This is a genomic window from Halobacteriovorax sp. (genome assembly GCF_048381875.1).
GTDB classification, from domain to species: domain Bacteria; phylum Bdellovibrionota; class Bacteriovoracia; order Bacteriovoracales; family Bacteriovoracaceae; genus Halobacteriovorax_A; species Halobacteriovorax_A vibrionivorans.
In genome coordinates, this window is record NZ_JBLXBP010000001.1 from 836,335 (window position 1) to 862,150 (window position 25,816).

The 25,816-nt window shown below is 35.3% G+C and carries 24 protein-coding genes; 13 read left to right on the forward strand and 11 right to left on the reverse strand.

Translation table 11 applies throughout. The features are described from left to right. Window position 1: 1 nt before the first annotated feature. The 10 genes from gspF to ACN5L8_RS03920 all read left to right on the forward strand — a co-directional run bounded on the left by gspF (window position 2) and on the right by ACN5L8_RS03920 (window position 9,439). Window positions 2-1,210 (forward strand): type II secretion system inner membrane protein GspF, encoded by a 1,209-nt coding sequence (gene gspF, locus ACN5L8_RS03875; RefSeq protein WP_115363574.1) that lies wholly within the window; start codon window positions 2-4, stop codon window positions 1,208-1,210. 45 nt (window positions 1,211-1,255) lie between these two features. Beyond that, window positions 1,256-1,723 carry a type II secretion system major pseudopilin GspG gene (gene gspG, locus ACN5L8_RS03880; RefSeq protein ID WP_419172362.1) on the forward strand — a complete coding sequence of 156 codons (468 nt, stop codon included), beginning with the start codon at window positions 1,256-1,258 and terminating at the stop codon, window positions 1,721-1,723. Between the two features lie 10 nt (window positions 1,724-1,733). Then, complete coding sequence (locus ACN5L8_RS03885) at window positions 1,734-2,408, forward strand: pilus assembly FimT family protein (RefSeq protein WP_419172363.1); 675 nt, start codon at window positions 1,734-1,736, stop codon at window positions 2,406-2,408. After that, entirely contained in the window at window positions 2,393-2,905 is a 513-nt protein-coding gene (locus tag ACN5L8_RS03890; protein ID WP_115363580.1) for a type IV pilus modification PilV family protein, read from the forward strand. The genes ACN5L8_RS03885 and ACN5L8_RS03890 overlap by 16 nt, the downstream gene beginning before the upstream one ends. Before the next feature lie 10 nt (window positions 2,906-2,915). Continuing rightward, window positions 2,916-3,830: a PulJ/GspJ family protein gene (locus ACN5L8_RS03895; RefSeq protein WP_419172364.1), complete on the forward strand. Its 915-nt coding sequence runs from the start codon at window positions 2,916-2,918 to the stop codon at window positions 3,828-3,830. Then, window positions 3,814-5,184, forward strand: coding sequence for a hypothetical protein (locus tag ACN5L8_RS03900; RefSeq protein ID WP_412473540.1), 1,371 nt, complete (start codon window positions 3,814-3,816; stop codon window positions 5,182-5,184). Before ACN5L8_RS03895 ends, ACN5L8_RS03900 begins: the two co-directional genes overlap by 17 nt. Window positions 5,185-5,261: 77 nt before the next feature. Continuing rightward, window positions 5,262-6,839, forward strand: a complete 1,578-nt coding sequence (gene pilM, locus ACN5L8_RS03905; RefSeq protein ID WP_419172365.1) for a pilus assembly protein PilM — start codon at window positions 5,262-5,264, stop codon at window positions 6,837-6,839. 3 nt (window positions 6,840-6,842) lie between these two features. Next, a complete protein-coding gene (locus ACN5L8_RS03910) occupies window positions 6,843-7,460 on the forward strand; it encodes a hypothetical protein (RefSeq protein ID WP_419172366.1) in 618 nt (205 codons plus the stop codon). Then, window positions 7,460-8,401: a type II secretion system protein GspN gene (gene gspN, locus ACN5L8_RS03915; protein WP_419172367.1), complete on the forward strand. Its 942-nt coding sequence runs from the start codon at window positions 7,460-7,462 to the stop codon at window positions 8,399-8,401. Before ACN5L8_RS03910 ends, gspN begins: the two co-directional genes overlap by 1 nt. Window positions 8,402-8,449: 48 nt before the next feature. Beyond that, window positions 8,450-9,439, forward strand: a complete 990-nt coding sequence (locus tag ACN5L8_RS03920) for a polyprenyl synthetase family protein (protein WP_419172368.1) — start codon at window positions 8,450-8,452, stop codon at window positions 9,437-9,439. Here the strand turns inward: ACN5L8_RS03920 and ACN5L8_RS03925 are convergent. From ACN5L8_RS03925 to ACN5L8_RS03940, 4 genes are all read right to left on the reverse strand, one after another. Further along, window positions 9,398-9,832 carry a MerR family transcriptional regulator gene (locus tag ACN5L8_RS03925; RefSeq protein ID WP_115363594.1) on the reverse strand — a complete coding sequence of 145 codons (435 nt, stop codon included), beginning with the start codon at window positions 9,830-9,832 and terminating at the stop codon, window positions 9,398-9,400. The two genes, ACN5L8_RS03920 and ACN5L8_RS03925, sit on opposite strands and share 42 nt — an antisense overlap. Window positions 9,833-9,835: 3 nt before the next feature. After that, window positions 9,836-10,246 (reverse strand): integration host factor subunit alpha, encoded by a 411-nt coding sequence (locus ACN5L8_RS03930; RefSeq protein WP_115363751.1) that lies wholly within the window; start codon window positions 10,244-10,246, stop codon window positions 9,836-9,838. Window positions 10,247-10,546: 300 nt separating this feature from the next. After that, a complete protein-coding gene (locus ACN5L8_RS03935) occupies window positions 10,547-12,013 on the reverse strand; it encodes a DNA gyrase subunit A (RefSeq protein WP_115363596.1) in 1,467 nt (488 codons plus the stop codon). Between the two features lie 25 nt (window positions 12,014-12,038). Next, window positions 12,039-14,279 (reverse strand): toprim domain-containing protein, encoded by a 2,241-nt coding sequence (locus ACN5L8_RS03940; protein WP_419172369.1) that lies wholly within the window; start codon window positions 14,277-14,279, stop codon window positions 12,039-12,041. 73 nt (window positions 14,280-14,352) lie between these two features. On the opposite strand from ACN5L8_RS03940, the gene ACN5L8_RS03945 reads away from it, so the two are divergent. Continuing rightward, the gene (locus ACN5L8_RS03945) at window positions 14,353-14,961 is read left to right on the forward strand and encodes a hypothetical protein (protein WP_115363600.1); all 609 of its coding nucleotides are present in this window, start codon (window positions 14,353-14,355) and stop codon (window positions 14,959-14,961) included. On the opposite strand, the gene ACN5L8_RS03950 is transcribed toward ACN5L8_RS03945, so the two are convergent. Then, window positions 14,956-16,710 carry a DEAD/DEAH box helicase gene (locus ACN5L8_RS03950; RefSeq protein WP_115363601.1) on the reverse strand — a complete coding sequence of 585 codons (1,755 nt, stop codon included), beginning with the start codon at window positions 16,708-16,710 and terminating at the stop codon, window positions 14,956-14,958. The genes ACN5L8_RS03945 and ACN5L8_RS03950 overlap by 6 nt on opposite strands. A gap of 54 nt (window positions 16,711-16,764) precedes the next feature. Next, a complete protein-coding gene (locus tag ACN5L8_RS03955) occupies window positions 16,765-18,147 on the reverse strand; it encodes a sensor histidine kinase (protein WP_419172370.1) in 1,383 nt (460 codons plus the stop codon). A 175-nt stretch (window positions 18,148-18,322) separates the two neighbouring features. Here ACN5L8_RS03955 and ACN5L8_RS03960 point away from each other — a divergent pair, with 175 nt between their 5' ends. Continuing rightward, window positions 18,323-19,009, forward strand: coding sequence for a hypothetical protein (locus ACN5L8_RS03960; protein ID WP_419168324.1), 687 nt, complete (start codon window positions 18,323-18,325; stop codon window positions 19,007-19,009). Further along, window positions 18,984-19,610, forward strand: coding sequence for an iron-containing redox enzyme family protein (locus ACN5L8_RS03965; RefSeq protein ID WP_120405101.1), 627 nt, complete (start codon window positions 18,984-18,986; stop codon window positions 19,608-19,610). The genes ACN5L8_RS03960 and ACN5L8_RS03965 overlap by 26 nt, the downstream gene beginning before the upstream one ends. Window positions 19,611-19,672: 62 nt before the next feature. Here the strand turns inward: ACN5L8_RS03965 and ACN5L8_RS03970 are convergent, their stop codons facing one another. From ACN5L8_RS03970 to nqrE, 5 genes are all read right to left on the reverse strand, one after another. Next, on the reverse strand, window positions 19,673-21,067 hold the full coding sequence (locus tag ACN5L8_RS03970; RefSeq protein ID WP_115363609.1) for a sensor histidine kinase: 1,395 nt from the start codon (window positions 21,065-21,067) through the stop codon (window positions 19,673-19,675). 74 nt (window positions 21,068-21,141) lie between these two features. After that, a complete protein-coding gene (locus tag ACN5L8_RS03975) occupies window positions 21,142-22,002 on the reverse strand; it encodes a hypothetical protein (RefSeq protein WP_115363611.1) in 861 nt (286 codons plus the stop codon). A 53-nt stretch (window positions 22,003-22,055) separates the two neighbouring features. After that, window positions 22,056-23,336, reverse strand: a complete 1,281-nt coding sequence (locus ACN5L8_RS03980) for a sensor histidine kinase (protein WP_158536923.1) — start codon at window positions 23,334-23,336, stop codon at window positions 22,056-22,058. Between the two features lie 606 nt (window positions 23,337-23,942). Continuing rightward, window positions 23,943-25,169, reverse strand: a complete 1,227-nt coding sequence (nqrF, locus tag ACN5L8_RS03985; RefSeq protein WP_115363615.1) for an NADH:ubiquinone reductase (Na(+)-transporting) subunit F — start codon at window positions 25,167-25,169, stop codon at window positions 23,943-23,945. A gap of 25 nt (window positions 25,170-25,194) precedes the next feature. Next, window positions 25,195-25,806, reverse strand: a complete 612-nt coding sequence (gene nqrE / locus ACN5L8_RS03990) for an NADH:ubiquinone reductase (Na(+)-transporting) subunit E (RefSeq protein ID WP_115363617.1) — start codon at window positions 25,804-25,806, stop codon at window positions 25,195-25,197. Window positions 25,807-25,816 lie beyond the last annotated feature (10 nt).

The window sequence follows — 25,816 nt, forward strand, 5'->3', positions numbered from 1 at the left end:
CATGGCCATTTTTGATTATAAAGGTATTGATCGTACAGGTAGCGAGAAAAAAGGCAATATTACGGCCGAAAATGAATTGGCCGCAAAGGCAAAAATTCGCGCTCAAGGTATTATGCTCACATCAATAAAAGAGCATAAATCGGGATCAAAAGCATCTTTTGAAATCAACTTTGGTAGCACTATCTCTATTAATGATCTCTCATTAATGACAAGACAATTAGCAACGCTTATTAAGGCAAGAATTCAAATTGTTGAATCATTTAATGCTTTAATCGAGCAATGTGAAAACCCAAAACTTAAGGTTATACTTTCGGAAATACGACAAAAGGTTAACGAGGGTTCTTCCCTTGCGGCCGCCCTTGCTGATTACCCTAAAGTTTTTGACCATATCTATGTCAACATGGTTGAAGCCGGTGAACAATCAGGAACTTTAGACATCGTTCTACTACGTCTTGCTGAATTTACAGAAGCGCAAGTTAAATTAAAAAATAAAGTGAAGGGTGCCATGATGTACCCAATAATTATGCTTATTGTTGGTGCAACCGTTATGGGTGTCATTCTAGTTCTCGTTATTCCAAAGATTACAAAAATCTTTGTCTCAATGAAAAAAGAGCTACCCCTACCAACACAGATTTCAATTTGGCTCTCAAGCTTTCTTCAACAATACTGGTGGGCCGTTATCGTTGGTCTCTTCGGTGCCTTCTGGTTATTTAAACGCTATATCAATACAAAGAAAGGCCGTTCACGTTGGGACTCATTAACTTTAAAGCTACCAATCTTTGGTCAACTTATAACAATGGTAAACGTTTCACGTTTTGCCTCAACTCTATCAACTCTATTGAATTCGGGTGTTCCAATTCTTGCTGCCATGAAAATTGTCAAAAATCTAATCGGCAATGTCCACATGCAGGATGCAATTGAGAGTGCACGTGTTAATATATCTGAAGGTTCTTCAATGGCAGCGCCTTTGGCACAATCTGGACACTTTCCTATTATGGTGACACACATGATCAGCTTAGGAGAGAAATCAGGAGAACTTGAGCCAATGCTTAACATTATTGCGGAAAACTACGAAGATCAGGTAGAATCTAAGCTAAGTGGGTTAACATCTGTTTTAGAACCGATTATGATGGTGGGAATGGGTGGTGCCGTTGCATTTATTGTAATGTCGGTAGTTGTTCCAATGATGGAGCTGAACTCAATCAACTAAGCTTAACTTGATTTTAGGAAGAGAAGATATTTAAGGAGATTTATTTTGAAAGATTACAATTTTAAAAACTTTTTTAAAGTTCAGGCTTTAAAAAACCAAGCAGGTATGACGCTAATTGAAATTCTAATTGCATTAACACTTATCTCATTAATGGGGACATTTATTGCGGGTAAAGTTTTTGATTCATTAGAAGAAGGACGTGTTAAATCAGCTAACATCCAGATGAAGTCACTTGAGTCACTTCTAAAAGACTTTAGAAGAAAGTGTAACTTCTACCCTACTACAGAACAAGGTCTAGAAGCTCTTATATCAAAGCCTTCAGGAGGACGTGAGTGTCGTAACTACCCACCAAATGGATTTATTGATGCAGATGAAATTCCACTAGATCCATGGGATATGGAATACGTTTATACTTCTGATGGAAAGACGTACAATATTATGTCTTATGGTAATGATAATGAAGAAGGCGGAGAAGGTTTCGCTAAAGATCTATACCTAAGAGATAGAAAGTAATTAAAGATTAATGGTAATCATGCATAGAGGCCATCGACAATCAGGTTTTACATTAATTGAAATTCTGGTATCAATGGCCTTAGCATCTTTACTGCTCTACATGGTTGTGGGAACCTCTTTTTCCAGTCGCCGCAATCTCGATGAAACAGTCAATAATATTGAACGAATTATTCGCTTCTCTAGTGATGAAGCAAGCCTTCAAAATAAGTTTATTCGTCTTGGTTTTCCTTTAGAAGAACTTGATCAGAGACCAACTCTTGAAATTGCCCAAAGTAATGACTTTGTTATCGACATAGAGGGCACAAGAAACTTTGATGATTTAACTGAAGAAGAGCAAGAAGAGATGAAGTCATCTGGACGCTTCACACCTCTACCAGAGTTTAACGCCGATGACTTTACGCCAAGTGGTGCAGTTAAAATTGTCGCCGTTGGAAGCACTCTTACACAAAAACTCCATACAACGGGAAAACCTTTCGTCTACTTTTACCCGACAGGTGAAAAAGATTCTGTTATAATTATCTTAGCAACAGAAGAAGAAATGGTTGCTCTTTCAACCGAGCCATACTCTCAAGTAATTAATAGAGAGTATGTAGCACTTGAAGGTGTCAACTTTGGAAACGAAGACTATGTTGAGAAGTTAATTGAAAAAGCAAACGAATTGTATGACGAATGGTTAAGCAACTAAAAAACAACTCTGGTTTCACATTAATTGAAGTTCTTATAGGACTTGCTATATTTGCTGTATTCATTACTGCATATATCACAGCACAAGGTCTAAATATTACAGACTCAATAGAGATGCGCTCAGAGATCACTCTGCGTGAATACGCTGTTAAAAAGGTCAATGAAATCGTGGCCTACCCACCAGAGCTTAAAGAAAGTCTAACTTTAAAAGCTGAAACAGGAAAGTTTGAAGAAAACGAAAATATTAGCTACAGCGTAGAATGGAATAAGTTTATTGTTCCCGATTACGAAAAAATTACAGGTCAAGAAACTCCTGAAGATGGAGATGACAGTAACAACTCTATTCAAAAACAAATTTTTTCAGTTGTTAAAGATAATTTAGAAAAACTAATTTGGCAGGTTCGTGTAACAGTAAAAGACGAAACGACTGAAGAGTCATTTTCATTAAGTACTTGGATCTCAAACGAAAAATATAAAGTTCAAATAAATGGTTTATAAAAGAGATAAAATGATATTAGCAAATAAAGCTGGCTTCACATTAATCGAAGTCTTAATTGCTATTGCTATTCTTTCATTTCTCATGACGGCCATTTATCAAATTGTCGATAGTAGTGCTACAACAAACGATCGAATAACTTCAGAAGACAGAGAAAGACTTCAATTAGAAATTGGTCTTATGCGAATTCAAAGAGACCTCGAGTTAATCCACTCTCCTCTATATTTTGAATCACAAAAGTCAGAAGATAATAAATTATTTGCTAAGACATATCAGCAAAGCCAGCGCTCAAGTACTTCAGGCTCACAACTTGGAAGTGGACAGCCTGGTACACAAACTCAAGGCCAGAGTCAGTCTCAAACTCAGAACACGAATCCTCCAGAGATGACTTCTCACCTCTATCAAAATAAGAACTTTGATAATTTATCATCTAGTAATATTCCGATCCCTATTCTTATCAATGAAGAGAAAGGTTCGCTAATTTTTATGACTTCTGCAAACCGAAGACTTATAAAAAACTCAAAGCAGTCTAATTTGATTTGGGTTCGATATCGCGTTGTAACAACTGAAACATCAGGAATTGATGAAGAAGAAAAAAATAAAGAAGCTCCTTACTCATTAACTAGAACAGTAATTTCACAAAACCTCTATGATACAGAGCTAGATTGGGAAGATGCAAAAGAGTACGCTGTCATTAATAACTTAAGGGATTTTTACTTTGAGTTTTATAGTCCAGAAAAAGAGAAATTTGTTGCATCATTAAAAGAATTAAATAAGTTAAGAAATACGCCACGACTAATAAAACTGAACCTCGACTACGTTTCAAAAAATGGCGATGAATTTGAGATAGAAAGAACAGTAAGAGTCCTATGGCCTACGTTTGATACAACAGAAGATTTAAAAGAGAAATATGAAGTCAAAAAATAGCACTTTTAACATTATATTAAAGAACAATTCCGGTATTGCTATTATCATGGTAACAACTGCGGTTGCTATCTTGACTGTTCTCTTGGCACAATTTACTTATGAGACAAAGCTTAACAAAATTCGCATTGAGCACCAAGTTGATAAGGCCCAAGCAAAGCTAAATGCTGAAGCAGGTCTACAATATGCTCTTTCAATTCTAAAAGTGTATCGTGAAGCATGGAATAAATTAGAAGATAATACTTCTCTTCAAAATACTATTTCAAAAAGTGATATTGAAGCGATTGCGACACAGCCATTTATGATTCCAATTCCTACAACTGGAGAGATGTCGGCCCTACAAAAGAATGCGATTGCTGAGTTTGAAGATGAATCATTCATTCAAGGGACACTTTCAGTTAGCTTAAAGTCGATTACAGGTTTTCTAAACCCTAATACACTAAGAGTTATTAAGCCAATCAATCAAAATGCCAATAGCTCTTCTCAGAGCAGCTCATCACAACAAGGAAGTGGCCAGTCACTAAAGCCACATGAGTTTATGGAAAAAACTTTTATTGAAATGCTTGAGAAAACTTTTAGAGAAGAGATTGAAAATAGTGAAACATTCGCTCTACACTACTCGAATTTAGATCCCAGGTTACTAGTAAAAGAATTGAAATATTACGTATCTGGAGAAAATGATTACGATGAGCCTGAGAAGGCCGATATTCAAAGAACTTATCAAAATGAGGGAATTGAAGCAAAACATGCAGCATTTGAGACAACAGACGAGCTCTACTCTCTAGCTGGCTGGGATGATGAAATCGTAAACTTAATTAAAGACCGTATTAGCATTCACAACGTATCTGTAATTAACGTCAATGAAATCACTCTTAATCAATTAAAAGTTCTCTTTCCAGAAATGTCAGATGTGGCACTTGAAGAGTTTTTTAAATACCGTGACGGAGATGAAGAGTCAGGTATTACGGCAACACCATTTAAAACAGAAAAGGATTTTAAAGCTCTTCTTACAGGACGAATTGGTGCCATCGATGCAAGTGAGTATGATAAGAGAATTAAAGAGTTTGCAGATGCTGACATTGTTATTGGAACTGGTGGAAAATTATTTAAACTTGAGTCCATCGGCACCTATGGAAACTCTACCTATAAGTTGACTGCTTTTATCGACTTACCAATCAAGCCTCAATCACCTTCAACAAACTCACAAGGACAAACTGGTTCACTCAATCAAGGCTCTAATAATGGCCAGGTAAATAACCAAGGAACAAACCAGACTACTCAAGGTCAGCAGCAACAAAATGAAGAAAGTAAATACTATCTTCTAAGGCCAAGAGTTGTAGAAATCCGTACATACTAACTTCCCTCCTTTTGCATGGCAAAATTTTCATTATAAAAAGTAACAGCAAAGTTATTGAAATTTGGTAAAATAAATTTATGAGCATTTTAGTTATTGACTGTGGTACGTACAGTATCAAATTTATTGAAGGCCGAGTTCAAAAGAAGAAATTCATCATTGAAGAGTTAGAAGAGATTCTACTTGAAGATGTTAGAGGGCCAAATGAAATTGATATCTCTATTCATGAGTTACAACAAAGAATTATTTCTGGATACCTCCAGGATCAAAACTTCCATGGAAGAATTATCACTCAATTACCAAATGAGTTCTTAACAAATCGCTATCTTGATTTGCCAGCAAAGAATAAAAAAGATGCCGAGCTTATGATCCCTTTTCAACTTGAAGAGGATCTTCCTTTTAATATTATTGATACTCACTATATTGTGAATCTCTATAAGAAAATTAATGGGCAATTTTCAGCCATTGTACAAATTGCAGAAAAGAATGTTTTTGCAACATATCGTAATTTTCTACAAGCCTATCATACAGTACCTTCTAACCTAACTTCCGAGTTAAGTGTTTATCAAAGCTTCGTTGAAGAAAAGAAAATCGAATCAAATGTATGTATCTTGGATATCGGTCACGAAACAACTAAGGCATATCTTGTTTATAATGGAATTATTTATACACACCATATTTCATACGTTGCAGGCGCCGCAATTGATGAGGCGATCTCTAAAACTTATGACATTGGGCCAAGTGAAGCGCGTATCTTCAAGCATGAAAATAGCTTCTTTTTAACAAAGTCTCAGCTTGATAGTGTTACAAAAGAGCAACAAGATTTCGCACTGATGATGCATCAAACATTTAAGGATCTACTGTCACAAATTGATCGTTGGCTTCTAGGCCATCGAGTAAAGACTGGTCAAAATATTGAGCATATTTATCTCACTGGTGGAAGTGCAAATATTAAAAATATTGATAATTATATTACTGAAAGATTAAAAGTTAGTGTTTCTCAATTTATGTCACCAGGTCTTGAGAAGATGGTATCAACACACGAGTACAATGCCCTCACGCTTGGTTACACTATGGGTGCGACTAATGCTTTCAAAGAACCAGCAAAGAATTTCTTTACTAAAGAATTTGCCTCGGCCCTAAAAGATGGAATCAAACTAGAAAATACAATTTTTTCTTTTTATCGTGTTGCAATTGTTTGTCTCATTATAATTGCAGGCCTTCTCGTTGAATCATTCTATTTTATAAACAATGACATAAAGACAACTAACCGTGAAATAAGACAACTCATTAAAACAAGTGATCTAAATTTAACAAGAAAACAAACTGCTTACTTAAGAAAAAGACCAGAAAGACTTCAAAAGATTGTTGAGCGCAAGAACAAGGCAATTAATATCGATTTAGAAGTATTAGAAAGTGTCCCTACTTCAAGTGCACTTAAAAACCTTCACACAGTAACTGAAGCAATTAAAAGAAATACTCAAGTTTCATTAACAAAGTATCGTGGTGATCTCAATAACGGTTATGCTGAGTTCAACACAAAGACGCAACGAGATCGCGACCAACTCATTAAGGTTCTAAAAAAATTAAATGTTAACGAAGCAAATATAGACGAGTCAAAACAAAGTAGCGTAATCATTAGCTTTAAAGGCAAATAGAATATGAGTGATAAAAGTTTATTTAAAGAAATTGATATTGCAATTGATAAGCAAATTGAAGAAGCAAGATCATCTAACTTCTTTCAATCAACAGCTGATCAATTAAGAGCATTTTCCGAAACAGAACAAAGAATTATCAATCAATTCTTTTCTGCTGTAACTCTTATTATCCCTATCCTACTTTTGGCCGGTGTCTTTATTTTTAGAACGATTCAAAAAAATGAATTAACGACAAGACTGGAGCTTAAAGATTCAATCATTAATTTTAAGGAAGGAAATGTTCAACTTAAAACTCAAGAAGGTGGAATAATATCTGATGCGAAGATCTATGAAAAGCCGGACTTTGTACAAATGTTAAGTAACTCACTAACTCGTTTTGATATCGAATCTAATCAAGTCTCTGTTGATGGTTTTAGTCGTTCAAACCTTGGTGGCTCTATTAGTCGAATCGAAACAAATCTAATGATTAACAAATTTACAAATAAGGCCCTCGTAGGTCTACTCAATGAATTACATAGACGCTTCAAAGTAATTATTACAGAAGTAGAATTAGAGCGTACGAAAGACACAAAATTTGTCTCAGGAAAGTTTACTTTTGAGTTTTATACGAAGGCCGATTAATGCAAGAAACGATGAGTAAGAACGAAAATAATATACAAGAAGAAACTTATAAGCTTAATAAGAAAACAATATTTCTTATTATTGTCCTTTCCTTCTCTTCAGTCATTATAGGCTTTTTAGCAAACTTCTCTTTTGAAGATAAAATATATGGGCTATTACAAAGTGGCCTAAAAAAGAATCGCCAGTGTCCAATATTCTATAAGAAAGCACAATTAAGTTACTTCTTACCTGGCCTAGAGTTATCAGGGCTTGAAGTTTCTGGACGCTGCTTACGTACACCAAATGCTCTAACGATAAAATCTGCTAACGTTTCACTTGGTCTTCCAAGTGTCGCACCTATTGGAATTAGCTTTTCTTCTAAAATCGATAAAATCAATGGTTTTGATAGTACATTGAATATTAAATCAATTCATAACTTCTCTACTCAGTATCTAAAATTAGAAGAGACAAGAATTAATCTGGAATCACTTAGGCCAATGCTGGGTCCAGTTTCAATCAATGGAAATATCGATATAGAGGCCCTTGTTAGCACTGATTTAAAAGCACTTAAAGATCTCGATATATATCTACGTTCAAAAGACTTAGTTATACCATCACAGATCATTCAAAGTTTTGAAATTCCAACTTTAGCAATTAATAACCTATCTTTAAAAGCATCATCTGATGGTGGACCAATTGAGATAAAAGAGCTTATTCTTGGAACTCAAGACTCACCTATCCGTGCTAAGGCCAGTGGGATTATTGACCTGGATAAAATCAATATTAAAAGATCGAAGTTAGAGATTGAAGCACAAGTTAAGTTCTCTCCAGAATTTATTGAACAATTTGCTATTTTGAATCTTATTTTAGGAAACGGTCAACCAGACGAACAAGGCTTCTATCATATGAGAATTAACGGTACTCTTGGAAACCCTGGAACACCAATTATCGTAAAGCCATAGTCCATAGTTCTAGTTGACTACTAAGACAAATTAGAGCATCTTTAATCGATGCAAACGACGAATAATCTGGACATTAAAAACGCAAGGCAGCATATCGAAGCTGACCTAAAAGAGCTAATAGAAAAACATAGTTATCAAAATTTTTTCCATGAAATTTATGACTATTCTCTTCTTCCTGCTGGTAAGCTATTTCGCCCTCTCCTGGCATATGCAACGGCCATGGACTTTGGTATCAATTTAGACAATAAAGATGCACATAATTCAATTAAGAGCTTCTCGTGCGCATTAGAAATCCATCACACATATACACTTATTCATGATGATATGCCATGCATGGATGACGACCAATATCGTCGCGGTAGGCTTTCGACACACGCAAAATTTGGTCAGTGGCAGGCCTTATTGGCCGGAGATGCACTCCACGGATTAAGCTTTAATCTTATTAATAAAATTAAATGTAATAATAAATATGAAATATTAAATTATGCTCACTGGTGTCTAGGAGCAAAAGGACTAATCCTTGGCCAGGCCTTAGACCTTGATCACCAAATGACTGAGAGTTTTGAGAATCTCGTTCTTACGCATAAACTTAAAACGGCCAGACTCATTCAACTGGCCATTGTTGGAGCATATCTCCAAACAGAGAATACGACATTTCAAAAGGCCAAAGCACTTCACCGACTAGGTCATCATATGGGAGTTGCATTTCAACTTCTAGATGATTTATGTGAGCTAGAAGATGAGAAACTTAGTGAACATGAATCAGCAGTAAACCCATGGCTTACAAGACAAACTCAATGCTTTAATGAGTTAAAACGAAATTTAGAATATCAAAAACATTTCTTCGAAAAATATGGCTGTGAAAACTTAAGATTTGTCTATGGACAATACTTAGGGAAGATACTCTCAATAATAGAAAATAGTAAAGAGACGATCATCTCTCATCTATCGCAACTCAAGAATGAAGAGGATGTAGAGACGGCCCAAGCCGCCTCATTAGATCCAATTATTTCTTTGTTGAATACTTTGACTCTTTAGGTTCAATTCTTTCAGAATGCCACGTGCCTGTTCAAGCTTATCGAGATCAATATCAAAGTTTGCCATTTTAGACTTTACAGCTTTAATTGGCTTATTTGATCTTGCTACAACTTTCTTAGGCTTAGTTGCTTTTTCTAGATCAAGCTTTCCATTTAGGACTAGCTTGGCCTTATCAATTGATAATTTATTATCAAAAAGCAATGACTTAATCTTTGCAAGAATTTGGATATCTTTTTGTTCAAATAACTTTTGTCCAGTCGATGAAACAAGGGGTGAAACTTCTTCAAATTCACTTTCCCAGAATCTTAATACATACGGCTTTACACCGACGATTGTACAAACTTCATCTAATTTAAAAAGTGATTTTTGTGGGATATCTAAGTTCTCTAACATTGATTAAAATCCATTGAATTCATTTTCATCATCTTTACTATCATCATTATTTAAGAAAGAGCTAAGCGCTTGTGGCTTACCTTCTTTAGGAGCAATAGAAGTATCTTCCTTACCCTTTTCATCAATACGATGAGCATAACGTCCAGTGATGTCTTCTTTTAGTACTTGAGATGGTTTGAACGTAAGAACACGTCTAGCAGAAATCTCCATCGCCTCACCTGTCTGAGGGTTTCGCCCCACACGAGATGCCTTATCGCGAATTGAGAAATTTCCAAAACCAGAAATTTTCACCTTTTCACCACGTGCTAAAGTGTCTTTAATTACCTTAAACACTAGATCAACTAGGTCAGAAGCTTCCTTTTTAGAAAACCCTGCTTCCTTGTAAACTCGTTCAACTATATCAGCTTTGGTCAAGCTCATTGCATTCCTCCATGAATCAAAAGAACCTATATATATTAATAGGTTAGCAGAATTATGAATATTTCACAAAAAAAATTTTATGGGAAATATATTTCATTTTAATAACTTAGACATTTTTAGAGTAAAGCGATCATTTCCCTACTTTAAGAATTTCTTAAGTTGTCCTACTAAACAACTATTATGTAATATGTATATATCAACTTCTTCTTGTCAAATTGGCGTATTGACATGAACAATCCCCAGCATAGGTTCCGCACTCTTGCTGGGGATTTTTTTTATTCATTTTCGAGATGATTACTTAGACTTCTTTTTAACGGCCTTTTTCTTTGCCTTCTTCTTTCCAAGCTTTTCTTGATCCTTAGCAATTTTCTTTAGAACCTTCTGCTTCTCTTGATCTTTTTTCTTGATCCAATCAGTCAACTTAGTATCAACATCGTTTAGCTCTTCGATTAACTTCTTGGCAATTAATTTAGGAGACTTTGCGATTTTTGTATACTCGGCCAGCTTCTTCGTTTCATCTTTAACCATGAGCTTACGCTTTTCTACTTCATCTTTTGTCATACGATAAATAGGCATATCTGCAAGGTAATCAGAGTAGACATATTTCTTCTTCTCTAGATACTCAACAAATGACTTTCTGTTTTTTGACTTTGTCGCCTTTTCGTATTCTTTATTCTTAATAAATTTGATGATCTCATTATTTTTTGTAATTGAATCTTTAAGATCTTCACAAAGAAGTTCATATCGACGCTTAACGACCTTAAGTCTTTCTTGCGTAAAGATCTCAATAATCTCTTCAGCACGCTCAAAGATCTTAACTCCTCTTTCTGAAATAAGAGTATAGTTTGGAGATAGTGAAGATGTTACTCCAATTGTGTCAGTAACCTCTTTTAGCGTTACTTCCTGGCCTTTTTTGAAAAGTAATTCAATATTAATTTCGTTATCAACTGATGCATCAACGAAGTCTTTTATAAAACCACTATCGATAAACTTCGTTAAGTGACGATAGATCTTTTTTGCATCATAACCACGTGGCAATTCAGTAATAAAAAACTTTCCGCCTTTTTCTTCGATAGACATATCAAAGGTTAGCTTTCCAGTTTTCTTATCTTCATGAATTGGAAGTGAATAATTGTGCACATAAGGCTTCATCTTACGAGGTTTTCCTTTTTCTACACAATGGATCATCGATCGGATAACATCCTTATGGTGAAAACTTGGAATCATTGAAGAGAAACCAGTTCCAATTCCCTCTGCTCCATTAAGTAGCATAATTGGAAGCTTTGGTAGAAGCCCTACTGGCTCCATTGTTCTCTCATCATAATTAGGAACCATTTCAACTTGGTTCATATCATCAAATAAAAGAATTTCAGAAAACTTTCCTAACTTACACTCAATATACCTTCCGGCCGCTGGATCGGTTTCCATACGTTCTCCGAAGTACCCTTTCTTATCGATAAGAGGGTAATTATTTGAAAACGTATAATCTTGTGCCATATTAACAATGGCAGATTCAATCGATGCAGGTCCGTGTGGGTGAAGAGTTAGAACTAATCCCGTTGCAGCTGATACTTTTAAAAGCCCCTTTGATTGATTTTTCCAAAGAGTATATAAAATCCTTCTCTGTCCTGGTTTTAGGCCGTCTTGTAGATAAGGGATGGCACGATCCATTAAGGTATAGATCTGATATGTGCGGTATTCATCTCTTACAATATCTTCTAAATTAATAGACTCAAGTGAGTGAAGATAAGTTTCTTGCATTATTTATTTCCTTCCTAATACTTTTTTAATCAAGATAATCAATCATATCTGCTAGGCTTGAGCCCGCTTTTTTACCAACTGCTTTCTTTGCTTTCTTCTTGGCCTTTTTAGCAGTTTTCTTTGCTGCTTTTTTTGCAGTTTTCTTTTTTGCCGTCTTCTTCGCTACTTTCTTTGCAGCGTTCTTCTTTGCTACTTTTTTGGCTACTTTTTTGGCTACTTTTTTGGCAACTTTCTTTGCTGCTTTTTTAGCAGGCTTTTTCTTAGCAGGGGCCTTTTCTTGCTCTTCGATAACTTCAGACATGATCTCAGACTCGGCTTCATCTAATAGAAGGTCCTTTCTTAAGTTTGTGTCTTTACCAAAGCAGATATTTAACATTTCTTTAGCTTTAGCATTATTATCAATTGTTATCTTTGTGTACTCATCTTTTGAGAGAACGTACTTCCAAGCTTCAGGAGACATCTCTCCTAGCCCTTTATTTCGGTGAATCATTTTAATCTTAGCTTCACCTGAATCTCTAAATTGATCTAATTCTTTCTCTGACTCAAAATAAAGTGTCTTCTTATCAGTGATAACCTCAAAAAGAGGTGCCTTTGCAATCTGAATAGCACCCATCTCGAATAACTCCGGCCAAAACTGGTAGAAGAAATTCGTTAAGAGTGTATTAATATGGCCACCATCAACATCTGAGTCGGCCAGGAAGACAATACTAGAATAACGAAGTTTCTTTGGTTCAACTTCTTGACCTAGGGCCAGGCCAATTGAGGCCATAATATCTGAAAATTCTTGGTTATTTAGAATATCTTTAATACCTGCTTGTGCAACGTTCATTGGCTTACCTCGAAGGGCAATCCCTCCTTGATAAAGCTTATTACGAGCAGATCTTAAACCACCAATTGCTGAATCTCCCTCACAAATGAAAAGAGTACAAAGATCGCGCTTCTTTCTCTCGTTGGCATCAAGAAGTTTTTCAACTCTTTGCCTTTTTTGCTTACGGGCCTTCTTAGCGGCTTCTTTTAGAACTTGGTACTTATGACGAGACTTACCTCTTTCAAGAACAACTTCTAGATAGTCCTTATTCTTTCTCATAAATTTATCAATATTCTTACCCATGAATTCTTCAAGGGCCTTTTCAAGATGTGTATCACGTACAAGCTTACGCTTTGTTTGCGACTCAAACCTTGGGTTTGGCATTGTAATACCAAGGACAAAAGTAAGACCTGAGAGAACATCGTTATCAACTAGCTTGATTTTTTCTTTCTTAGCTTGTCTCTCTAACTTATCTTTTATGGCATTGATAAAGATACGACGAACTCGATCATGGTGGAAACCACCATCATAAGTAGGTGTAGAGTTTACAAATGAAATAAACCTTTCACGCTCTTCACTACTTTTATCAATACAGAATGAAAGAGACATGTCGATACGTCCCTTTACCTTTTTCTTCTTTGTATTTACTGTTTCATAAACATATGAATGAACACCAAAGTCATGAGCATTTTCTTCGTCAATACGTTGTGAAAGCTCAAATAGTCCTTTAGTGAAGTGATACTTTTCACCGTTAAAGTAAAAAGCAAGACCTGGATTATTATAAGCAAGGTCGATAATACGCTTTCTTAAAAGGTCCTCATCAATTTTATTATCTTTATAAACTTCCTTGGCAAGAGTAACCTGAATCGATACCCCAGAAGCACCTTTAAACTTTTTAGGCTTTGTTTGTGTTATCTTCAGAGCACCATCGATAAACTTCGTTGTCTGCTCTTTTTTAGAGTTATAGTGTTTAATTGTTACATTGAACTCATCGGCCGTTAAACATGTAGCAGCTGCACCAAGACCATTTTGTCCCAATGTTCTGTGAAGAAAACCTTTTTCGTCAGTTTCTTCATCTTTAAACTTAGAACCTGTTCTAAATTCAGAATAAACCTGTTTAACCTTATCCAGTGGAAAACCGATTCCATTATCTGCAACAGTTACCGTCTTTCCATCTTCACTTAATGAAGTGTGAACCTCTGTAACGTGGCCACGATAATACTCATCGATACAATTATCTAGTAACTCTTCTATTGCTTTAGACTTGGCCTGGTGAAACTTAACTGTCTGAAAATCAACAGATTTATCACCATAGACATAAGTCTCTAAGTCTTCAATATCGTTGGATCCGAAAACGAGAGTGATACGATTTCGACAGTGCCATCTTTGATCTTTACTCTCAATGACTGCGTCTTTCGTCTTCCCTTTTCTTTTAACTGACTCAATGCTGCGTCCCATCCTTAACTTTTCCCCTATCTTAGCTTCGTGCTATAATGTAATCAGTATAAAGAATAAGGGAAACTTAAAGGCCTTGAAAGTTACAACGCGTCAACCATTTATAATTACAGCGCTTTTTTGCCAATTATTAGTATTTTCAAATCAGGCCTATGCCTCTGATTTCAAAGGGATTAACCCTGATATTAAGGAAATATTAGTAGATAAAAAAAGAATTTATCGTAAATCCATCGTAAAGACCGAAGGAAATAAACAAAGTTTAGATTACCAAATATATGGCATCCATCCAAACAAGTGCAAGACTGCACTGCGAAAACTTTCTCGTTATGAGAAATTCAATGAATATATTGATCTGGTTAAATTATCTGGCTATTCAGAGAAGAAAAAACAAATCTATCTCTATCTTGATCACACATTAATGCCATTTCCAATGTCTCTAACTTTTAAGATTCCACGTATAAAAAAACCGGGTGTCTATCCCTTCACTTTTGATAAAGGATTCTTAAAAGGATTACGTGGTGAAATAAATGTTAGACAATTAAGCGATGGACGTTGCCTCTTCTTTTCTAAAAGTTTTTGGAAAGGAGAAAAGTCATCAATACCAGATACACTCTTTGAAATGTTTTCCGAAACTTTAGGAGAGCTAGCAATGCAGAAGCTATTTCGTATTTCCCGCAGATTATAAATAGCGTTTACTATTTATTTCTTCTAAAAATATCTTTTCTCTAACTTGCCAGAATCGTTGCTTCTTACGAGCAATTACAAATTTGGGCTTTCTAAAGAACATACGATCTTGAATAACTTTTTCAATATCATCAACTTTATATTTCAAATCACTTCGCTTGAGGTGTTTTTTCACAAAAGCATGATAGAAGGCCATGCGTTGTGACTGAGTATTTAACTGAAAATACTCTTTTAAAGACTCTCCATTTACATCAAAATAACTAACTTCTAGAGATCGTCCTTTCTTACCTTGGTATTGCTTAAAGAACATCTCCTCTACTCGCATTATATGAGCATCTTTAAGCTGCATGGCCTCTTTTAACTTCTTATCTGCATCACGCAACTCATGTTCACAATGGACACAAATATGAGCACTAATATCATTACTTTGCCCGCAATTATCACAGCTTTTAAAGCGAAAGAGAAAGCCACACTCTTGAACGTCCATTGTTACTTCATCAAGATGTATTCCCTGACATTTTCGGCCGTAATGTTCAGTGATATTTCCCTCACTATCCATTTTTCCCCAGAAGATATTTGCATGCCCACAATCCGGACACATCACTTGAACCTCTTGTGTATCACCACTCGGTTTTACTTCCCCAACTTCTGGTTTGAAAATATCGTGATCCAATCCTGTATAGTCTAAAATTAAGCAATCTTGCTTGCCTTCAAAAAGTCTTAGGCCCCTTCCAACGATTTGTTGATAGAGACTGATTGACTCTGTTGGACGAAGAATTGCAATAAGATCCACATGAGGGGCATCAAAGCCTGTGGTTAGAACAGAGACATTCACCAGGTACTTAATTTCTTGATTTTTAAAATGAGTAATTAATAAGTCTCGATCTTCCTGAGGAGTCTCTCCTGTCACGATAGCACTTTCATTTTCAGGTAAATGAGAAAGAACTTCATTGGCATGTTTTACAGTAGAGGTAAAAAGCATAACACCACGACGATCTTTTGCTTCTTGTACAATATGTTTCACAATTCCAGGAGTCACTCGAGCGGAATCTTCTAAAATCTTCTCGATTTCTTGAGTTAGAAAGCGTCCATTATCTCCATTTACTTCTAACTTAGAAAAGTCATAACAAGCAACAGGAGAATCAATCTTAATCGGCCTCGTTAGATAACCATTTTTAATCATATAACTTAATGGTAGCTCATAGAGGCAAAACTTAAAGAATCGTTCTTCATTTGTTCGAAGGATTTCATGGTAATGATAATTATAAATCCACCCCATTCCCAAGCGATATGGTGTCGCAGTTAGGCCCAAGAAGAAAACCTTCTCATTGGCCTTCTTTATCTTTTCAAAAACTTGTTGGTATTGAGTTTCTTTCTCAAGAGAGATGCGATGACATTCATCTATAATTATCAAAGAAAAGTCTTTAAAAAATTTATCGTCCGCTCTGGCCACTGATTGAATTGAACCAAAGATTACTTTATCGTTATAATCTTTTCTCTTCATTGAAGCAGAGAAGATCCCCGCTTTTAAATCATAGGATTCATACTTAGCATGATTTTGTTCAACAAGCTCTTTTACGTGGGCCAATACAAGGACTCTTCCCTTAGCAACTCTTGCAAGTTCAGCAATCACCAGACTTTTTCCGGCACCAGTAGGAAGTACAATGAGAGATGGATCCTTGGTTTTTCGAAAGTGTGAAATAACACGCTCTACAGCTTCAACCTGATAATCCCTGAGCTTAAATTTCATAAATTAAGTTTAGCAAAGAAATAAGACGATGCATATTTACAATTGATAGTTACTTTAGTGATTTAATGAAACTCCAGAAATTGAGCTTTTTGATAGCAGACGAGGGACTACACAAGTAATCGTTGTTCCCTTTCCTACTTCACTTGAAATTTTTACTTCACCATACATTTTTGCAAGAAGGTTCTTAGCAATGATCATCCCCTGGCCATATCCCTTTTCACCTAAAGTTCCTTCTATCTGTTGCACAGTTTCAACATTCATTCCTTTTCCATAATCAATAATGCTGAAAGAAAAACAATCTCCTACTTGCTTTACTTCGACATCAATTTCTGAATAAACAGAAGAATATTTGATGGCATTAAAGAAGTAGTTACATAAGATATTATATAAAAAGACTGATTTATTGATTTGAATAATCTCTTCTTCCACATCAATTTTAAAATTCACCTGAATTTGTTTTCTAGTCAATTGCTCTTGATAGATCTCTTCTAATTCATGAACAATGGCAGAAACCTTTTCATAACTATATTCATTTAAGATGTGGTCCTCATCCATTTCATTTTTTAAAGTATTAGCTGAGATGGTTTGAATAATATTAATATGGTTTGTAAGCTTCTTAACTAACTCTAGTTCTTTTGTATTTTCTAGCTTCTTCTCAAGTCTTTGACATAATAGCTGAGAGGCATAAATAGAGTTATTTACATCGTGGCCCATCGCTCTAACTAGAACGGACTTTTCTTTTAAAGATTGATCCAACATCATGTTTAAGCGCTTTAACTCTTCGTTTTTTCTGTCTGTTTCATCCTTTAGCTCATTAATTAATTTTAAGTACTTTGATCTTGCACCAAAATGAGCACTTCTAGTACGAATATATAGGAAAAAAGAAGAGAAGATATTACTTCCTAATGCAGGCTTTAAAACTAATTTTAAAGAATTAGATGTAATTTCTTCAAATAAAATAACTGCTGATTTTCTTCCAATGATTACAGGAAAATTGCGATAAACCTCGAGATATACTTTAAAAAATATTGGATCAATTTTTTCTTGAGTTTCATTTATTTGCTCTAATATGATCTTTCGATCTCGAAACTCTACCTTTAACTTTATTCCTTTATATAGATAAGGAAGAACTAGCCTCGATTGAAAACGATATAGGTTCTTATGTGAAATGAAGCTAAAAACGAGATTTTTAAATAATGCGATTTCTTCTGAATGAATTCCCTCTATAGCAATGATGCGAACGATTTCTTCATCAGAATAACTCTTGCGTAGCTTTGCGAAGTATTCATTAAGAAAACTTACACTGCTATATTTTTGTTTGTTACCAAAATGTTCTCTGTAGAGCTCGTTGAACTCGTCTCTCTCAATATTGAATTTCTCAAGAGAGCCCATGAGAATATTTGCAACGACACTTGAGATTTGTAAATCGTTCATCATGTGTTCTTATCTACCATATAAGTAAGTATAGACAGTTTGATGTGTAAAACATACACATAAAATAGTGGCGCACCAAAGTAAATAAAACAAGTTTATTTTATGTATAAAGTATTGAAAACTCAAGATCTAATATAATTATCCCTATGGCCAGCCTTTCCTTACTAAAATAAAATTTATGAATATATCAATGAACATTATTTTAAAAGATGAAATAATGAACTCATCTGTAAACTCATTTTCCATAAATGAGGCATTTAAGCTTTATATGGATGTATGGAAAAATATATTCACAGAGTATGAGGTATTCCCCTCTGATTCACTATTAAGACAAGATATACATATTTTGCTCTATCACGAAATGAAACCTATTGGATATTGTGCAATGAGCAAGTACGATTATACTTTGTTAGCTTACCGACATCATTCTTTTTTCACTAATATGCCAAATGAAGTATTAGAGACACTTACGCAACTAGAACTTCAAAAAACATGGAGTGTTGAGCTTCTAACTGTCCACCCTAATTTTAGACAAGGCCATTTCGAAATTGATGTTTATGAAGGCCTAAAGCAAGTACTTATGAATATCATTCGTGATCTTCAAGCAGAACATGTGATCGCACCTATTGTAAAAACAAACCAAGCAAGTTTAAAAGGTCGGGTCCATGGTGAAATCATTATTCAAAATATTATATATAAAAGTTTATTTTGTGATTTTTTACATATGAACTACAAAACTGTTCCAGATATAGAAGATGAAAAGCTAGCAAAAGCAATTAATAGCCTCTATCAGCCTTTCAAAGAAAAAATTAAGAGTTTATCTGACAAGGAGAAAATTTATGAGCAAGCTAAAAAAATTAGTTGATAATGAAGTTGCTGAAATGATCGATTTCTTTATGGCAGCGAACTTAGAATCTCGTGAAGTATATGCAAACTGGCTGGCACAAACATATTTTTATACTTCAAGCTCTGAGGATATCCTTCTTTTTTGTGCAGAAAAGAGTAAAAAATCAGATATGGCAAAAAGATGGCTAGAACATGCTGATGAAGAAGCTGGCCATGAGAATTTAGCATTGGGTGATTTAAAACGACTTGGGTTCAAAATAGAAAACTTCATTGAATTTGAAGAAACAAAGCTTTTTTATCAATCACAGTTTTTTCTTGCACAAAAGTATTCTGGAGAAAGTGTCCTTGGATGGGTTCTTATTCTTGAAGCTTTTGCTGCTTCTGTTCCTAAAGAATACATTGATAAGCTCATCTCCATACATGGAAAACCTACTACGCGATTTATGTTTATTCATTCGAACGAAGATGTTGAACATGTAGAAAAAGCATATCAAGCGGTAGAGAAATTAGATAATTTAGATTTAATTATTGAGAATATAAAAATGACAAAAACGAGGTATTTATCAATGTTAAAAAAATGCAATGAAGCTAAAAATATTGGATTTGAAAAAGCAGCATAAAAATACAAGAAACACCTAGGTCATTCTTTCGAGAAAAACACTTAAGAATGGCCTATATAGAGCTAATTCTTTAAAAAAAGAATATTTGAATAATCATTATCCTCATGAGCAATATTTTTAGATAACTCAACAGATGTACCATTATCTAAACTTGAAGAAATATTTACTTTAAAACCAAGTGCAGCAGCAGTATCCATAATAATACTCATACCATGACCTGTTCCAGCTTCCCCTTCAGTCCCCTTTGTTGAATCAATAGCACCGCTATTCATCTTTATAAGATCAATTTTTTCTTGTGGGATTCCAACACCAAAATCGATGATTCTTAGATATAATTGGTCTTCAAGAACTTCCGCTGAAAATACTATACTCCCATATTTTTTGGAAAACTTAATTGCATTATACATAATATTTGAGATTAGATTATTTTGAAGAGCTATTTTATTCGTATAAATTTTTAAATTATCATCAATTTTAAAGTCATGAATAATTCGTATACCTTTTTGATGAGCAAGATCTTCATACTCAGTAACAGAGTCTAACAAGAGAGAGTATAAATTAATCTCAGAAAATTCGTAGATTTGATCATGTTTAAAACTTCGACCTTTTGAATTATTAATTATACCTAGAACAGATTTTGAAAAACGATCGATTCGATCTATGGCCTGTTCATAATCCCCTCTTTTTATCTTTTTCTTTGCAAACTCAAGACTTAATAACTTATTGGCTATATCATGATTTAACGTTCTATTACTTAAATTTAGATCCGCATTTAAAGATTCTAATTTTTTTCGATAATTTTCCAATTCAAGATTTTGTTCTTCCAACTGATTAGAGTATTCAATATTTTGCAAGATTAACTCTTTATACTTCCTCTTAGTAAAGAAGAGATTATAAAAGAAATTTGGTAAGCTAAACTTAGCAAATACTGGATTAGAAACAGTATAGATGACTTTATTATCAAGAGTTCTAAACTTTACTCTAGAAGGACTTTTTGCTCCTAAGAAGTTCATTGGAACCGTTCGAAATAGATCAACATACATATTGATAAACTCATGAAAGATCTGATCAGAATGATCAAAAGTAAATATTAAATGAAAGGTGTCTGAACTGATTTTTCTTGAGGACACTTTAACATTTGAATAAAAGATTTTAAATGAAAGCTTCAAGAAGAAATTAAATAATAAGCTATAGCTAACAAAATAAGTTATAGTATCAAAAATAGGCTTGATAACTTTATTTGCGACACCTGTTTCGTTAATAATCTCGGTATAATTTTCGTAACGATTTGCAAAAGCAATTGTAATTAGCTTGAAATCCTCCCAAGAAATTCGTCCTTTTTCATCTGTGAGGCTTTTATCCTGCATAGAAATTTCACACAGAAATTCGTCAACCGAATCCCCCATGGACTTGATCCCATCAAAGTATGCATTTAACGCTTTATTACTGACTTCCAATTAAAAAACTCTCCAAAAATACTTAGAGATATTTTCCATTGAAAAAACGGATCGTGCAACTTACATTTAACAAATTAAATATCTTGATAACAGCGGCGTAATAAATCACCATACTCTCTCTCTAAGAAGTCTAATAGATCTTTTGATGATTTAGGAGCACCATATTCAGCAATGAAATGCTCATAAATCCCTGCTCGATATGAGTCTGGAAAAGTCGTGCCTTTAAGATCGATTCCCTTTCCTTTGATAAAAACGGAACGAGGAGTAAGCTTTAATGAATATTGAGAAACATTTTTTGTATCAACAAAACGAATGTCTCCACTTGGAAATAGCCTATCTTTAATTCTCTTTAGGCCCTTTTTACCAAAGCATCTTTCTTGTTGATAATTGATACCATGATTCATAAGAATATCCTGAATATCCATATTTAAACCAGTGATGATATCAGATGCCGTATAACCAAAGAACTCGTGGGCTGCAACGTGGGCGTTTACCCCTCTAATATTTTTACGAAACCAATTCTCAACATTCTTAAGAGCAATTGCTGAACGACTATTTGAGTTTTTAATTAAAACATCAAAATCCGCATGCATCATTTCATGAAAGACAGTTGATGCTAAGATTGTAAATTGATACTTTTGTCCCATTGGAAAGTCTGAAAGCCCCACAATTCGACTACCGCGCCAATTCTTCTCTCTTAGAACAATTGTATTGGTCTTATCATTATAAGTAGCTTCGGCCCCTGATTTATTCATCATCCACTTTTCAAAGAAGTTAGGTTTACGAATACGCACCTTTTGAGCAACATCATCTAGCCGACCAAGTTTTAATCCATGGCTCTTTTCTAGAGAATTTGAAAATTGGGAAATCGTAGCTGGACTTGCGGCCAACACATAAGTTGTAATAAGTAGAGTAAGTAGTGCTTTCATATCCATAATTACACCTTGAAAAACTTAAAATTACTATTACTGTAAGAAGATATCAGGGCTTAATAGCGAGCACTTATAAAATCACCCTGCTCCAAGTCATCAATTGGTCGATTTGAAAGACTTTTTGTATAAGGAATCTTAACCACAACTTTAGTTCCGCGCTCCAATCTATAAAATTGAACTTCACCACCAATTCGATTAACGATGTAGCATATTATACTCAGCCCCATCCCACTGCCCGTCTCCTTATTTGTCCCTGCACTAGAGCGAACTTTTGAAAAACTTTGAACTGACTTTACGATATCCTCAGGTATCCCCTGTCCGGAGTCGATAATACTGAAGTAGATGAAATGATGGTCTATCACCATAGAAAAATAAACCTTAAGACCAGAGTCAGTAAACTTAAGAGCATTAGATAATAAATTGCCCAAAACAGAATTAACAAGACTCTCCTTGCTTATGGGTAGGGATATTTCTTCTTTCTTTATTGGTGCAGTGGTAATGAATTGCACATTCTTCTCATGAAAACCTTCTTCGTAACGTGAGATAGCGCACTTAAATACATCGACAGGATTGAGTTCATAATAATTATCTTGTCCATCAAACTGCTTTCTCATTTCTTCTTTAAACTTAATAAGCTCTCTAAGTCGATCGTAGGCCCGTTTAACATAGCTTAAACTCTCATCTCGCAATGCTCTAGCAAGGCTTAAGGAGAGGAAGTTTAAATCATTTGAAGTATCGTGAATTACTGACTTATAAATAGCATTAATAAGCTTTAGTTCTTCTTGAAGTTTGTGATCACCTTCTACTTTCTTAGATAATGTTTTAACTAACACTCCCATCATAATGGAGATAAAAGTTAATACTCCAGCACTCCAACCCCAAACAGCAGAGCCAGGAACTTCATAGCTTAAACAAAATGAAAGAGTGACAATGGCAGCAACACTAAAAATTCCAAAATAGAAAATATTTTCTAAATTCGTAAGTCTCTTTCCATAGAAATAAAGAGCATATATACCGGGAGAGAAACTCCCTAAGGCAATAGGAAGTGTATAGTACATTATTTTGGTATTAAAGAGATAAAGGATGCCTCCGGCAACAAGGCCTAAGACAAAGAAGATAGAGATTCTCTTACGATAATACTTTAAACGATTATCTAAAAAGAAATTACTAAGATAATAAAGAGGAACAACCTTTAGACTAAAGAGGATAATATCCATCTCTCTACTTTCAGCAAAAACAAACCTAATTGCATAAAGGAAGAAGTTAATATTTAGGGCCAATTTCAGCTGTGAATAATTAGTTTCTCGATCCAGAGATGCAATGACGTAAGCACTCACAACACATAGTAGTAAGAAGGATAATAAAACTATGTATAACGAGCTCATGCTATCCATTTCTAAAAAATAGCATATTAAAAAAAATGAACAATTTAAGAAAGGATAACTTAACTTAAGATTTTACCGTCCATCCTGGGCATGCGTCCGCTCTCGGCTCCTGCCTTCGCGGACATACCGTCCATCCTAGACATAAAAACCTAAGACCGGGATAAACCTCAGAACATCCTGCGGTAAAAGTGCCCCAAAGGGCAGTTTTGAAGCAGAGATGGATGTAATTTACTGAATACGATCTAGTATTCAGGCTAGCCGCAGGCGCGGCTTTCGGTTTAAGAAGATTTGGATTTTATTACGAAGACTTTCCCATTACTCCTGAGACGAACCGCTCGGGTATTTCCCCCTCGCTCTCGCTCCAATTTTCTAGCTGAAGAGAGGGGGAGCTAGCACCGCAAACAATAGCCCGCCTTTGGGCGGACAATTTTGCGGATGCTTCCCTTTGCGCTTGAGACAACAAAGCCAGCTTAAAAGCTGGCTTGTTGAAGTTTAATTTCATTTCAGGCGATGGGTGCCCTAACTGCGTCATATCTTCGCTTTGCGAAGATGCCGCAGTTAACCACCAAAATCGTCGAGCATGATGTCGTCGCGCTCAACCCCAAGGTCAAGAAGCATATCGATAACACACTTGTTCATAATTGGAGGACCACATAAGTAGTACTCACAATCTTCAGGAGCTGGGTGCTTGCTCAGGTATTCATCATGTAATACTTGGTGAATAAAGCCTGTGTATCCATCCCAATTATCTTCTGGTAGAGCATCTGATAAAGCAACGTGCCACTTGAAGTTATCATTTTCAGCTTGTAGGCCGTCAAAGTCTTCAACATAGAACATTTCTCTCTTAGAACGTGCACCGTACCAGAAAGTCATCTTACGATCAGTTTTGATTCTCTTAAGTTGGTCAAAGATATGTGAACGCATTGGCGCCATACCAGCTCCACCACCAACGAAAACCATTTCTTTATCTGTATCACGAGCAAAGAACTCACCAAATGGACCAGAGATAGTAACTTTATCACCTGGCTTACAGCTAAAGATATATGAAGACATCTTCCCTGGAGGAGTTCCCTTAGGAGCTCTTGGAGGAGGAGAAGCAATACGCACGTTAAGCATAATGATTCCCTTCTCTTCAGGGTAATTTGCCATCGAGTAGGCTCTAATTGTCTCTTCGTTTACTGTTGAGTTGTATTGCCATAGATTGAATTGATCCCAATCCCCACGGTACTCTTCTTCAATATCGAAGTCTTTATAATCAATAGAAAGTCCCGGAGGTCTTTCAATTTGAATATAACCACCAGCTCTAAATGGAACTGATTCACCTTCAGGTAGTTCAAGAACGAATTCTTTAATGAAAGTAGCAACGTTGTGGTTTGATCTAACCGTACATTCCCACTTCTTAACACCAAAGACAGACTCTTCAACTTCAACTTCCATATCAGTTTTAATACTAACCTGACATGCAAGTCTTAGACCTTCACGAGCTTCTTTCTTTGAGATATGTGACATTTCAGTTTCTAGGATTTCACCGCCACCTGAGTGAACGTGAACTGTACACTGGCCACAAGTTCCCCCACCACCACAGGCAGAAGAAACAAATAATTTTTGATCAGCAAGAGCATTAAGTAGCTTCCCTCCAGCAGGGATTTGAACAACTTTCTCACCGTTGATCGTTAGTTTAACATCTCCGCTTGATACTAGCTTTGACTTAGCAAAAAGAATAACTAAGACAAGGGCCAGAACCACAACGGTAAACATTAAAACACCAAGAATAATTGCATTCATAATATTTCCTTTTTATTACTTACCGTTAAAGTTGGATCCCAGAGAAACTTAAGAAACCAAGGGCCATAAGACCTACAGTGATAAAAGTAATCCCTAGACCTTTAAGTCCGTCTGGAACATCACTGTACTTCATTTTCTCTCTAATACCTGCAAGAGCTGCAATCGCTAAGGCCCAACCAAATCCTGAACCTAGACCGAAAACAACAGACTCTCCAAATGTGTAATCTCTTTCCACCATAAATAATGAACCACCAAGGATGGCACAGTTTACAGTAATAAGTGGAAGGAAGATCCCAAGAGCGTTATAAAGAGCAGGCATGTACTTATCAAGGAACATTTCCAGGATTTGTACCATTGCCGCAATAACACCGATGTAACAGATAAGTCCTAGGAATGATAAATCAGTTCCTGGCATACCTGCCCAAGCAAGTGCATTGTCTTTTAATAAGTAATTATAAAGTAAGTTATTGACTGGAATTGTAATTGTTTGAACAACAACAACCGCAACACCAAGACCTAGTGAAGTCTTAACTTTCTTTGATACCGCTAGGAATGTACACATACCTAGGAAGAAAGCTAGAGCTAAGTTTTCAATAAATACTGCTTTTATAAATAGACTAAGATAATGTTCTAACATATTTCACCTA